Annotated in this window: 12 protein-coding genes and 1 pseudogene; 8 read left to right on the top strand and 5 right to left on the bottom strand. The window is 68.7% G+C overall.

Going from position 1 to position 12,456, the window contains the following annotated elements:
• Positions 1 to 63: 63 nt before the first annotated feature.
• Positions 64 to 1,206: a DJ-1/PfpI family protein gene (locus tag P3W85_RS31755; protein ID WP_276267679.1), complete on the bottom strand. Its 1,143-nt coding sequence runs from the start codon at positions 1,204 to 1,206 to the stop codon at positions 64 to 66.
• An 87-nt stretch (positions 1,207 to 1,293) separates the two neighbouring features.
• Here P3W85_RS31755 and P3W85_RS31750 point away from each other — a divergent pair, with 87 nt between their 5' ends.
• Entirely contained in the window at positions 1,294 to 2,289 is a 996-nt protein-coding gene (locus P3W85_RS31750) for a GlxA family transcriptional regulator (RefSeq protein WP_276267678.1), read from the top strand.
• Positions 2,290 to 2,408: 119 nt separating this feature from the next.
• Positions 2,409 to 3,026 (top strand): DUF938 domain-containing protein, encoded by a 618-nt coding sequence (locus P3W85_RS31745; RefSeq protein WP_276267677.1) that lies wholly within the window; start codon positions 2,409 to 2,411, stop codon positions 3,024 to 3,026.
• Positions 3,027 to 3,533: 507 nt separating this feature from the next.
• Here the strand turns inward: P3W85_RS31745 and P3W85_RS31740 are convergent.
• The 4 genes from P3W85_RS31740 to P3W85_RS31725 all read right to left on the bottom strand — a co-directional run bounded on the left by P3W85_RS31740 (position 3,534) and on the right by P3W85_RS31725 (position 6,669).
• Positions 3,534 to 4,055, bottom strand: a complete 522-nt coding sequence (locus P3W85_RS31740; protein WP_017229892.1) for a hypothetical protein — start codon at positions 4,053 to 4,055, stop codon at positions 3,534 to 3,536.
• Between the two features lie 170 nt (positions 4,056 to 4,225).
• On the bottom strand, positions 4,226 to 4,804 hold the full coding sequence (locus tag P3W85_RS31735) for a DUF1439 domain-containing protein (protein ID WP_276267676.1): 579 nt from the start codon (positions 4,802 to 4,804) through the stop codon (positions 4,226 to 4,228).
• A gap of 131 nt (positions 4,805 to 4,935) precedes the next feature.
• Complete coding sequence (locus tag P3W85_RS31730) at positions 4,936 to 5,139, bottom strand: SlyX family protein (protein WP_017229890.1); 204 nt, start codon at positions 5,137 to 5,139, stop codon at positions 4,936 to 4,938.
• 57 nt (positions 5,140 to 5,196) lie between these two features.
• Positions 5,197 to 6,669: a PLP-dependent aminotransferase family protein gene (locus P3W85_RS31725; protein WP_276267680.1), complete on the bottom strand. Its 1,473-nt coding sequence runs from the start codon at positions 6,667 to 6,669 to the stop codon at positions 5,197 to 5,199.
• Positions 6,670 to 6,917: 248 nt separating this feature from the next.
• Here P3W85_RS31725 and P3W85_RS31720 point away from each other — a divergent pair, with 248 nt between their 5' ends.
• The 6 genes and pseudogenes from P3W85_RS31720 to P3W85_RS31695 all read left to right on the top strand — a co-directional run.
• Positions 6,918 to 8,564 carry a cbb3-type cytochrome c oxidase subunit I gene (locus tag P3W85_RS31720; RefSeq protein ID WP_276267675.1) on the top strand — a complete coding sequence of 549 codons (1,647 nt, stop codon included), beginning with the start codon at positions 6,918 to 6,920 and terminating at the stop codon, positions 8,562 to 8,564.
• 2 nt (positions 8,565 to 8,566) lie between these two features.
• Positions 8,567 to 9,157: pseudogene (locus P3W85_RS31715) on the top strand (cbb3-type cytochrome c oxidase subunit II); the annotation flags it as partial.
• A 157-nt stretch (positions 9,158 to 9,314) separates the two neighbouring features.
• Positions 9,315 to 9,920 (top strand): c-type cytochrome, encoded by a 606-nt coding sequence (locus tag P3W85_RS31710; RefSeq protein ID WP_276267674.1) that lies wholly within the window; start codon positions 9,315 to 9,317, stop codon positions 9,918 to 9,920.
• On the top strand, positions 9,917 to 10,567 hold the full coding sequence (locus tag P3W85_RS31705; RefSeq protein ID WP_276267673.1) for an SCO family protein: 651 nt from the start codon (positions 9,917 to 9,919) through the stop codon (positions 10,565 to 10,567). Before P3W85_RS31710 ends, P3W85_RS31705 begins: the two co-directional genes overlap by 4 nt.
• Positions 10,564 to 11,178, top strand: coding sequence for a hypothetical protein (locus tag P3W85_RS31700; RefSeq protein WP_276267672.1), 615 nt, complete (start codon positions 10,564 to 10,566; stop codon positions 11,176 to 11,178). The genes P3W85_RS31705 and P3W85_RS31700 overlap by 4 nt, the downstream gene beginning before the upstream one ends.
• Before the next feature lie 400 nt (positions 11,179 to 11,578).
• A partial coding sequence (locus tag P3W85_RS31695) for a DMT family transporter (protein ID WP_276267671.1) occupies positions 11,579 to 12,456 on the top strand: 878 nt, incomplete at its 3' end.

Genomic DNA, 12,456 nt, shown 5'->3' with positions numbered 1-12,456 from the left:
CGATGATGCTTTCATCGGGGGCGTTTTGCATCTTGCCGGCGCTGCCATCGCCGGCATCGGACCTCAACGGCGTGGGTACTCCATTTGCAGCGCGACGAACTGCGCGGTCGCCTGGCCGTAGCGGGCCTGGATGGTGCCCAGGGCAGCATCGAGCGCTTCGGCCGGTGGTCCGGCATACGGGGCCGACGCATGGTGGCCAGGCTCGGGACCGGTCGCCGCGCCGACGGCAACGGCGTCGGCCTCCAGCCGCAAGCCGCGGCGCGAGCGCAATTGGGCGGCAGTGCCCAGCGTCCTGGCTTCGGAGCGATAGGTGCGCGACCACGCGTCTGCCTGCAGCGCCACTGCGATCTCGTCAAAGCCGGGCGCCACCGCGATATCGACGGTTTCGTGCCGCCACCACGCGAGGCGGTTGGAGAGCGCGAGGCCGATGCTCGCGGCGTCCAGCCTGAACGGCGTCGAATCGTGGCGCGCGCTCCAGTCCCGGACGCCCAGCCGGGCCGCCGCCGCTGCCGCCGCCGGCTGGCCGGCAATGGCTTCGACCAGCGCCAGCGACAGCGGCAGGGAGGCGGTCACGCCGCTGGAGGTCACGATGTTGCCGTCCGCCACATAGCGCCGGCCGTGCACCCAGCGGGTGGCTGGGAACTTCGCTTCGATGCCGCGCATCGCATACCAGTGTGTTGTGGCCGAGCGGCCATCGAGCAGCCCGGCGCGCGCGAGGACGAGCGCGCCCTCGCAGACCGCCACCACGGTGGCCCCCCGCGCGGCCTGGGCGCGCAGCCAGGCCAGCACCTGGGGCGTATCGTCGTGGTGCATCGCCGGCACGATCACGATGTCCGCCCCCGCGGGCACTTCCGCGTCGAAGCCGGCGATGGTCTGGTCGGCCCGTATGCGCAGGGCCGGCATCAGCGCGACGGTGCCGGCGCCGGTCGATACGGAGCGTACGTCGGCCACGTCCGCCTCGCGCAGCACGCCATAGGGAATCACGAAATCGGTCACCTCGGTGCCGGCGTTGTCGGCCAGTACCGCCACCAGGGGCCGCACGCGCCCGGCCTTGGGCGCCGGCAGGGCGAGCGGCGCGGCGGTTGCCAGGCTGGCCGGCTCGGGCGATGCTGGCGCCTGGGTCTGGGTGCCCGGTTCGCTGCAGCCGCATGACAAGAGCGCGCTGAATGCGAGTGCGGCGAGGCGGAGCCTGAAGGTGTGCTGCATGGTGTCCTCGGTTGACGTGTCTCGATCCAGGTCAAAATACGGCTTTTGGGCTCTGGCAAAAAGGCCAGATTTACCGCATTCTTTGCCATGACCAATTCACAGAGAACAACCAGGAGCGTGGTGGTGGTGGGCTTCGAGGGCGTCCAGTCGCTCGACGTGGTGGGGCCGATGGAAGTCTTCGCCGTGGCCAACCTGCATAGTCCCGCGGGCCGCAAGCCGTACCAGGTCACGCTTGCCACGCAGGCCGGCGGCGAGCTCGGGACCCATGCCGGCCTGCGGCTGGCCGGCGCGGCCGCGCTGGCCGATCTGCCCGCCCGCACCGATACCCTGGTTGTCGCCGGCGGCAGCGAGGCAAGCCTGCGCCGCGCCGCCGCCGATCCGGAACTGATCGCCTGGTTGCAGTCGCGCGCCAGGCGCACGCGCCGCATCGCCAGCGTTTGCACCGGCGCCTTCGTGCTGGCCGCCGCCGGCTTGCTGGACGGGCGTCGCGCCACCACGCACTGGAACGCCTGCGGTTTGCTGCAGGCGCTGCGCCCGGCGGTGCGGGTCGAACCCGACGCGATCTTCGTCGCGGATCCGCCTATCTATACCTCGGCCGGCGTCACCGCCGGCATCGACCTGTGCCTGTCGCTGGTCGAGGCCGATTGCGGTCCCGAGCTGGCGCTTGCCGTGGCGCGCGAGCTGGTGCTGTTCCTGCGGCGGCCCGGCGGCCAGTCGCAGTTCAGTACCGGACTGCAGCTGCAGGGCAGCGCGACGCCCAGGCTGCGCGCCTTGCTGGCTGCCATCATCGACGATCCCAGGGGTGACCTGCGGGGGCCCGCGCTTGCCGCGCGCGCGGGCATGAGCGAGCGCACGCTCGCCCGGGCCTTTGCCCGGGAGACGGGCGGTCCGCCGGCGCGCTTCGTCGAAGGCGCGCGTGCGGAGCGCGCCAAGGCGTTGCTGGAGACCACGGCGTGGCCGCTGGAGCGCATCGCCGAGCGATCCGGCTTCGGCAGCGTGGACGCCTTGCATCGCGTTTTCCGCAAGCGCGTCGGCACTTCCCCGGGGGACTACCGGGAACGGTTCGGGCCCGTGCGCGCGTGACGGGCGAAGGCAGTCCGATGTCTCCGTGCCCCGCATGCAGCGCATGCCTGCTACGCTTGCGGCACCGACCAGCCACCGCGCCAGTACGCCGTGCGCACTATTGTCCACAGGAGAACACCATGCCGAACCAAGACGCGCAACTCGACGCTCGCCGGATCGCGCCAGCCACCGACCGCAACCGCGACGCCATCCTCGCCGTGTTGCGCCGGGTCTTGCCGGAAAGCGGGCTTGTGCTGGAAATCGCCAGCGGTACCGGCCAGCACGCGGCCTATTTTGCCGCGGCGCTGCCGGGGCTGACCTGGCAGCCCAGCGATCCGGATGCCACCGCGCGCGCTTCGATCGAAGGCTGGACCGCCCATGCCGGGCTGGCCAACGTGCGCGCACCGCTGGTGCTGGACGTGCGGCAGCAGCCCTGGGGCATCGAGGCGGCGCAAGCGATGGTCTGCATCAATATGATCCACATCGCGCCGTGGGCGGCGGCCGAGGCGTTGTTCGCGGGGGCGGGCCGCCTGCTGCCGGCAGGTGGCGTGCTTTACCTTTATGGTCCCTATCGGCGCAACGGCGAACATACCGCGCCAAGCAATGCTGTCTTCGACGCGCAGCTGCGCAGCGCCGATGCCGAATGGGGCGTGCGCAATATGGAGGACGTGGCGGCGCTGGGCGAAGCGGAGGGTTTTCGCATGGACGAGCCGGTTCCGATGCCGGTCAATAACTTCAGCCTGGTATTTCGCAAATAGGAAATCTCTCATCCCATACCGGCTGACAGCAGCCTGAATGCCGGGCGGAAAACGGGCCGGGGATGACAGAAAAGGCTGGCTCGAATGCTGGTTCCGGTTCCACTCAGGTTCCGGCTGAGTTCTGGCCTGGTTCCAGCTTAAGCGTCGGCTTAAGATGCTGCGAGAGCGAGGCGTGAATTACCGGACTGCATTAATCGAGGGAAATATCCGTCGGGTCTTTCCTGGCGGCCGTGCGGGCAATTGCCGGAATGACATCGAATGACGGCCGGGAAAACAGGGCGACCGGACGTGCGGGAGAGAGGCGCCTGCCGAGCTGGCCTGTTGGGTGGGAGAGCCTGCTTGAAGGCTTGAGACGTTCGGGAAGCCGGGGATTTCGACAGGGATGTCCGGCTGGCCCTGCCAGGCACCAGCCGGTTCGCACCAGAGCGGTGCGCGGCGGGGACCGAAGCATGGCGCGGATTTCCGCGCGCATGTCCGGGCCGCTTGCCGCGCTGGCCCTCGCGCGATTTACTTCGCGGCGACAGGCGCTTCTGCCTCGACCTTCACGGCCACGGCCTTCTTCGGTGCTGCCGGCTTCTTTGCGGCGGTCTTGCGCGGGGCCTTCGGAGCGGCTGCCTTCGGCGCTGCTGCTGCCTTCGGAGCGGCTGCCTTCCTGGCGGCGGCCTTCGGTGCGGCGGCCTTCTTGGCAGCGGCCTTCGGTGCTGCTGCCTTCTTCGCCACGGCGGCCTTCACCACCGGCTTCTTCGCTGCCGGCTTGGCCTTGGCCTTTTGCGCAGCCAGCTTTTCCTTGGCGGCTTGCTTCTCTGCCAGCACTGCCTTCTTGGCGGCTTCGGCTGCGACCTTGATTTCGCGCTTGGCGGCTTCGATCGCCTTCTTTGCATCGGCGCGCAGCTTCAGCAGGCCCTTCTTCGCAGCTTGCAGTTCGCGAGCCAGCACGCTGGCCTTCTTTGCGGGCACGGCGGCCTTCTTGGCGGCTGCCGGCTTGGTCTTTGCTGCGCTGGTTTGTGCGACTTTCTTTGCTACGGCCATTGTAATTACCCGTTAGTTGTTGGAGCGCGGAGTATAACCGGTCGGGCGAGTTTACTCGCGCGACATGCATTTAATCCTTGTGGTTCTGGTATGAATGCGTGCGCCAATACAACAAATGCCGCGCGGCAATGCCAGCCGCATTCGATGCGAATATGGGATACGTATTGCGCTTAGCGCGTATTGACCTGCACCTTGATGCCGTCGGGCAGCACGGTAATGGCGCCTGGCTCGACTTCTTTGCCGGCCACGCGCAATTGCTCCGGCGTGAAGGTGTAAAGCGGGTAGTCGCGCAGGATTTGCTGCGCCACCACGGCACCGATCGCATTCAGCTGCTCGCCATACTGCGCCGGCATGCCGTTTACCCGCACCTGTTCGACGGCAGGATTGTCGAGCAGCACGGCGCGTTTCGCCGGATCGTATCTGAGTCCGCTGCTCAGCGACAGCGTGCCGTCGATGGGCGGCGCCGGCAGCAAGGTATTGCTGAGCCGCGCATCCACCTGGGTGGTCACGCGGTTGTTGGCGTCGTCGAGCACCAGGCGCGGATGCGTCAGTTGCACGTCGACAAGCTGGCCGTAGCGCAGCGTTGCCGGAAAGCGCTTGTCCACGGCGTCCTGCAATTCCTGGCGGGAGAAGGTGTATTCGCCGGTCCAGATGTTGTAGCCGGCAACGGCGCTGGCGGTGCCCAGCGTGGCGATTGCGGCGCACGCGGCAATGCCGAGGGCTTTCAGTGGGTTGGCGCGAATCGCCATGCTGCGGTGACTCCAGGTTGGTGTCTTGCGCGTCGGTTCGCGCACCAGCCAGTCAGACCGCGATGGCGCAGCTTTCGTTCAATCGGTCGGGCCGGTGCCCGCTTCATGCCGGGGCTGCGCCATCTTCAAACTCAGTAGTGCGGCGGGATCTCGTGCTGCGGGCCGCCGTCGGCGCCGCCCGCGCCGCTGGAGCGCATCTGCTGGTAGAGCGCCTGTAGCTGCTCCTGCAGCAGGTCGATCTGGCGCTGCTGGCGCGCCACGGCCAGGTTGAGCGTTTCGAGCAGGTCGTCCTGGAAGGCGACCTTGATTTCGAGTTCGGTCAGGCGGGATTCCATTGCATGTTCTCCATTGGGCCGCGCATTGTAAGTTGTCAGCGTGGGACGGCGCCGCCTTTACTGCATCGTCAGCCTGGCGAGCCGTCCCAGCGTGGCCAGTGCCGCATCGGTGCGCTCGTCGAAATCGTGCCCGCAATTGATCCGCAGGCAATGGCGGAATCCGCCATGCGCCGAGAAGATCGGCCCGGGCGCGATGCTGATGCCGTGCGAGAGCGCGAAGCGATGCAGGGCAAGGCTGTCGGTGCCCGACGGCATTTCGATCCACAGGAAGTATCCGCCGGCCGGCCGCGTGGCGCGCGTGCCGGGCGGGAAATGCCGTGCGATCGCTTGCGCGAACGCATCCTGGCGCACCATCAGCGCCTGGCGCAACTGGCGCAGGTGGCGGTCATAGCCACCCTTCTCCAGATAGCCGAGGATGGCGGCCTGCGTCGGCGCCGCCACCGTCAATGTGCTGGTGAGCTTGGCGCGTGCCACGTCGCGCGCGAAGCGTCCGGGTGCGGCCCAGCCGATCCGGTAGCCTGGCGCCAGGCATTTCGAGAACGAGCCGCAGTGCATTACCAGGCCGTGCGCGTCGAAAGCCTTGGCCGGCGTCGGGCGCTTGCTGCCGAAGTACAGCTCGCCGTAGACGTCGTCCTCGATCAGCGGCACCTCGAAGCGCGCCAGCAATTGCACCAGCTCGCGCTTCTTGTCGTCCGGCATCAGGCTGCCGAGCGGATTCTGGAAATTGGTCATCAGCCAGCACGCGCGCGGGCGGTGACGGTCCAGCGCGCGGGCGAGCGCGTCGAGCTCGATGCCCTCGCGCGGATGGGTCGGCACTTCGATGGCGCGCAGGCCGTTGCGTTCCAGCGCCTGCAGCGCGCCATAGAAGGTCGGCGATTCGATGATCACCGCGTCGCCCGGCCGCGTGACCGCCGCCAGGCACAGGTTCAGTGCTTCCAGTGCGCCATTGGTGATGACGATCTCGTCGGTGTGCACGGTGAGTCCGTCGATCAGGTAGCGCAGCGCGATCTGCCGGCGCAGGCCGGCATTGCCTGGCGTCATGTCGTCCACCGAGCTCCAGGGGTCGAGATGCTGGATCACCCCGGCCATCGACTTGGCCAGGCGCGGCAGCGGAAACAGCAGCGGGCTCGGGAATGCCGATCCCAGCGGTACCAGCTCCCGCTGCTTGGCCGACTGCAGCACGTCGAAGACCAGCTCGCTGACGTTCAGCGCGGTCGAGTCCTCGGCCGGCTGCGACGGCGCCTCCGGCTCGGGCGGCAGCACGCGGCTGGCGCTGGCGACGAAATAGCCGGAGCGCTGGCGCGCCACGATCAGCCCGCGCGCTTCCAGCAGGTAATAGGCCTGGAACACCGTGGATGGACTCAGGCCGCGGCTGGCGCTGGCCTGCCGCACCGAGGGCAGGCGGTCGCCGGGGCGCAGCGTGCCGGCCTGGATCGACTGCGCGATGTCGTCGGCCAGTGTTTCATAGAGCGTGCCGGGGGCGGCGGACCCGGGGGTGGCCTGGCGAGGGGCGGTGGACTTGGACGGCATCGACGACATAGGGAAGCAACTGTTTGGCAAGGTACTGGATTTTTTCAACTGTACCGTATCAACCGGGAGGCCGCCGGCAGATCAGTTCCTTGGCTGCTACTGCGGCATCATGTCGCGCGCAAATCAAGCTGGTCCGGTTGAATCGTGCAGATCTGCTCCTGTTCCGCCAGGGCTTGCATCCTTAGCATGCAGCGCTGTCCGTTGAGCACGGCGGCTGCCGTGCCGCTGCGGGAAGAGCAAGGAAATCCATGGATCCCACGAGTCTGTTGTTAGCTACCTTCCTGCTTTCGGTAGGTGGGCTGTTCGCCTTTATCTGGTCGCTGCGCAAGGGCCTGTTCGATCTCGAGGCCGCTGGTGCCCGCACTATTTTCGCGGCCGGCGAAGTCGGCCATCCGGAAGAGCCGTCGAGCGATGCCGTGCAGCGGCAGGCCTTGTGGGCGGGCGCGGCGTCCAGCCGGCAGGCGCCGGCCGCCGCCGCGGCGGCCCGGGCCGACCTCGACCTCGAACTGGCCGCGCGGCAGCAAGCCGACCGCTCCAGCGCCATGCCGGCGCTGCTGCTGCTGAGCTGCGCGGTGGTCTGGCTGGTGGTGGCGTCCGCCGCCGGGCTGCTCAGTTCGCTCAAGCTGCACCTGCCCGACCTGCTGACCCAGCAGGCCTGGCTGACCTTCGGCCGCCTGCGCACGCTGCACCTGAATGCGGTGGCCTATGGCTGGGCCCCGATGGGCCTGCTCGGACTGACGCTGTGGATGCTGCCGCGCTTGTTGCGTACGCCGCTGCTGGGCGGACGTTTTGCCGTCATCGGCGCGCTGATCTGGAATGCGGGGCTGGTGGCCGGACTGGGCGGCATCGCCATCGGTATCAATGCCGGACTGGAATGGCTGGAGATCCCGTGGCAGGTGGGCCTGCTGTTCGCGCTGGGCGGGATGATGATCGGCCTGCCGCTGGCGTTCATGCTGCAAAAGCGCCGCGTACACCATTTGTATGTGTCGGTCTGGTACATCGGCGCGGCGCTGTTCTGGTTCCCGGTGCTGTACGTGGTCGCCAAGGTCCCGGGCGTGCATTTCGGCGTGGAGCAGGCCACCATGAACTGGTGGTTCGGCCACAACGTGCTGGGCCTGTTCTATACGCCGCTGTCGCTCGCCTGTGTCTACTACTTCCTGCCCAAGGTGATCGGGCGGCCGGTGCGTTCATACAACCTGTCGCTGCTGGGCTTCTGGACGCTGGCATTCTTCTACGGCCAGGTCGGTGCCCACCACCTGATCGGCGGACCCATTCCCCCATGGCTGATCACGCTGTCGATCGTGCAGAGCGTGATGATGATCATTCCCGTGACGGCGTTCTCTGTGAACCAGCACCTGACGCTCAAGGGGCATTTCGGCGCGCTGCGCCACTCGGCCACGCTGCGCTTCATCGTCTTCGGCGCGATCATGTACACGCTGGCGTCGGTGCAGGGCTCCTTCGAGGCGCTGCGCTCGCTCAACGCGGTGACCCACTTCACGCACTTCACGGTGGCGCACGCGCACCTTGGCATGTACGGCTTCGTGTCGATGGTGATCTTCGGCGGCATCTACTTCGCCCTGCCGCGCATCGTCGACGCGCCGTGGCCCCGGCCGGCGCTGATCTCGCTGCATTTCTGGCTGGTGGTGGCGGGCTTCCTGACCTACCTGATCACCCTGAGCATCGGTGGCGTACTGCAGGGCCTGGCGCTGCTCGACCCGGCGCGGCCGTTCATGGATTCGGTGGCGGTCACATTGCCCTGGCTGCAGGGGCGCTCGCTCGGCGGCGCGCTGATGACGCTGGGCCACCTGGTCTTTGCCTTCCACTTTGCCTTGATGGTCCTGCGTCCTTCGGCGCTTGCGCAGACCGATCGCATGGCCACCCAAGCGGCAGCCTGAACATGGAAAACGAACTCAAACTTGTGGGCGGGGCGATGGTCACGCTTTCGCTCGCCACCTCGGCCATGATCGTGGTGCCCTTCCTGCAGCTCAAGGATGTGCCGGCCCCGGCGGCGCTGGCGCCGTACACCAGCGAGCAATTGCGCGGCCGCGAGGTCTATCTGGCCAACGGCTGCATTGCCTGCCACACCCAGCAGCCCAGTTCCACCGGCGCCGGCCGCGCCGACGGGCAGCGCGGCTGGGGGCGGCCCTCGGTCGCGGCCGACTATCACTACGACAGCCCGCCCTTGCTGGGCACCATGCGCACCGGGCCGGACCTCTTCAATATCGGCGTGCGCCAGCCCAGCGCCGACTGGCACCTTGGCCACCTTTACCAGCCGCGCGCCTATGTGGCTGACAGCATCATGCCGGCCTACCCCTTCCTGTTCGAGCTGAAGCCGGAGGGCGCCGTGGCCAAGGGCGACAAGGTCGTCGCCCTGCCGGGCGGCGCGGTGCCGCCCGGCAAGGTAGCGGTGGCCACGCCCCAGGCCCTGGACCTGGTGGCCTACCTGATCAGCCTGCGCCACACCTACCCGGTGCTGGAGCAGGCCGCCGCGGCGGATACCACCCGGCAATCCCCGGGACGTATCACGCTGGCAGCCGTTTCGGCCGCACCCTCCAACCTGCGCGGTGCGGCCGCTTCTTCCAATCCCACTCTCAACCTCTACGCGCCGTCCACGCCGACTACCCCGGATGCGGCCGCCCGACCCGATGAAGCCCTCGCAAGCCCATAAGACAGAAAACGCCGATCCCGTCGAGCAGCACAACCCGGTGCCCAAGGTGGTGCTGGCGCTGGTATGCGGCCTGCTGGTGTGGGCGGTCAGCTATATCGCGATCGAGCGCGCCGACGGCACCGCCGCGCTGGGCGACCGCCGCGACGCGGCCGCGCTGGCGGCGCCGGCCGGGCAGGGCACCGTTGCCGATGGCAAGCAGTTGTTCGCGGCAAATTGCCAGGCCTGCCACCAGGCCGGCGGGCAAGGCATCCCAGGCGTGTTCCCGCCGCTGGCCGCTTCGCCCTGGGTCAACGGCGAGCCGGACCGGCTTGCGCAGATCCTGCTGCACGGCATGACCGGCCCGCTGGACGTGCTTGGCACCACCTACAACGGCGCCATGCCGGCGTTCGGCGAACAGTTCTCCGACGCGGAGATCGCCGCGCTGGCCACGCATATCCGTAGCCAGTGGGGCAACCATGCGGCACCGGTCGATGCCGCGCAGATCGCGGCGGCGCGCACGGCGTCGGCGGCGCAGAAGGAACCCTGGCATGGCGGCGAGGCGCTGCAGGCCTTCATCGGTGGAGCAGGTTCCGCCAAGCCATGACGCGCATGTGGCTCAGGACGCTGCTGATGGTGGCGCTGGTGCTGGCGGCGGCCGGCGCGGCGGTGTTCGCCACCACGCGCGGACTGCGCACGGTCAGCGCAGACGGCGCGCGCCGGCTCGACCTGGCGCGCGTGCCGCGCGCATTGCCGGCGCTGGCACTGGTCGATCAGGCCGGTGCCCGCCATGCGTTCGGTGGCGGGACGCCGTCCGGCGCTGAAGCCCTCGCGGACCGCGCACCCGTCACGCTGGTGAGCTTCGTCTACACGCAATGTACGGCGATCTGCCGCACCAGCGCCTCGGGCCAGGCGTGGCTCCAGCAGCAGCTGCGCGAGCGCGGGCTGCAGGACCGTGTGCGGCTGCTGACCCTGAGCTTCGACCCGGCACGCGATACGCCGGCCGCGCTGCGGGCCTATGCCCGCACGCTGCGCGCCGATCACGCCATGTGGACCTTCGCCACGGTGGCCGAGCCGGCGCGGCTGCGCAGCTTGCTCGACGCCTTCGGCATTGTCGTGCTGCCCGACGGGCTGGGCGGCTACTCGCACAATGCGGCGCTGTTCCTGCTCGATGGCAAGGGCCGCCTGGCCGCGGCCTACGATGTGGCGCGGCCGGACCTGGCACTGGCCGACCTGCTGCGCGGTGGCACATGAGGCCGCTGCCCGCGCGCCGGCCATGGCGCAATCCGCTCGCGCTCCCGGCTGGCTGGCAAGCCTGCTGCCCCGGGCTGCTGCTGGCGCTGGCCGCGCTCTTGCGCCCCTGGCTTGAGGCGTCCATGGTCCGGCATATGGGGCTTGAATTGCCCTTGCTCGCGCTGGCCGGCTGGTGGGCCGCGCATTGTGCTGGCCGGCGCCTGACGAGCTGGCTGGCCCCATGGAACGGGGCCGGCCTGCCGGGCCTGCTGGCGGCCTGGTGCGTTGTCAGCTACTGGATGCTGCCGGTGGCGCTGGACGAAGCCACGCTCGGGGCGCCGAGCGGCATGGCCAAGGTCGTGACCATGGTGCTGGCCGGGCTGCTGGCGCGCGCGTCCTGGCAGGCGGCCGGCCCCGTACTGCAAGGCTTCTTCGTCATCAATGGCTGCTGGATGATGCTGACCGCCGGGCTGCTCTACCAGGAGGCGGAGGTCCAGCTGTGCAGCACCTACCTGGTTGACGAGCAGCTCGTGGCGGGCCGGGTGCTGGTGCTGTGGGCGCTGGCCGTGCTGGCGACATGGCTGTTTGCCGTTGCCGGCCGGCTGGCAGCCGATCCCGAACCGGCCTCGTAAGCCGTTGGCGGCGCAGCATTGCCTTGCGCGTTTGCGTGGTGTACCGTTACGCAGTTCGCCGGACTACCGGATTCTTCGGCCTCCACGGACCAACGGATTTTTCCCGCAGTTTCCACGAAAGCATCATGATCCACGCCGCGCACCATCCCATTGCCGCCATCGCGACCCATGCGGGCACGGCATGGCCGTGCGCCGCGGCTTTCGCACCTCCTGTCACGTCGCCGCCGCGCGCGGGGGCTGGCCTTGCGCCGCCGCCCGCCGCCTTGCTGGGCTGATCCGCAGCCCGGTTTTTCGGTTTTTTCCATCTTCGGCCAGGCCCGGCATCGCGCCAGGGCGCGACACGCGCCCGCGCGCAGCCGGGCGTGCCGGAGCTTTCGGATTCCCGTGACAGGTGAATATCATGGCTTTGAACAAAACCGCCCTGAGCGCGCATGGCGCGACCGCGCTCTTCGTGCTGCTATGGAGCAGCGGCGCGATCTTCGCGCGGCTAGGGCTTGAATATGCTTCCGCTTTTGCCTTGCTGGTGGCGCGCTTCGCGCTGGCGCTGAGCGTACTCCTGGTGCTTGCGGCATGGCGCCGGCGCTGGCTGCCGCCGGCCGGCACGCGCTTGCAGGTGGCCGCCGCCGGGCTGTTGCTGACCGGTGCCTACTCGATCTGCTACCTGCTGGCGCTGGCGCGCGGCATCACGCCTGGCGTACTTGCCACGGTGCTGGGCGTGCAGCCCATCCTGACCTTGCTGCTGGTGGAACGGCGCGTTTCCGCGCGCCGGCTGGCCGGACTCGCGGTGGCCTTGTGCGGACTGGTGCTGGTGGTCTGGCAGGGCATCGGCCTGGCGCGCTTCTCGCCGCTGGGCATGGCCTTCGCGCTGGCGGCGCTGGCGTGCATGACGATCGGCGCCATCCTGCAAAAGCGCATCCGGCAGGCCCCGCTGGACGTGCTGCCGCTGCAGTACTGCGCGGGGCTTGCCCTGTGCCTGCTGTTCGTCCCGTTCCAGCCGATGGCGGTGGTGCCGGGCGCCGGTTTCGCGCTGTCGCTGGCATGGCTCGCGCTGGTGATCTCAGTGGGCGCCACGCTGCTGCTCTACCGGCTGATCCAGGCCGGCAACCTGGTCAACGTCACCAGCCTGTTCTACCTGGTGCCGGGCGTGACCGCGCTGCTGGACTACCTGTTCCTGGGCAACCGCCTGGCCGCCTTGAGCATGGCGGGCATGGCTGCGATCGTGCTTGGCCTGCTGCTGGTCTTCAGCGAGACGGCAAGCGGGCGGGACAGCGCGCAAGC

Origin of the sequence: Cupriavidus basilensis, from assembly GCF_029335485.1 — a bacterium.
Lineage (GTDB): Bacteria > Pseudomonadota > Gammaproteobacteria > Burkholderiales > Burkholderiaceae > Cupriavidus > Cupriavidus basilensis_E.
This window is presented reverse-complemented; position numbering and strand designations above follow the sequence as displayed.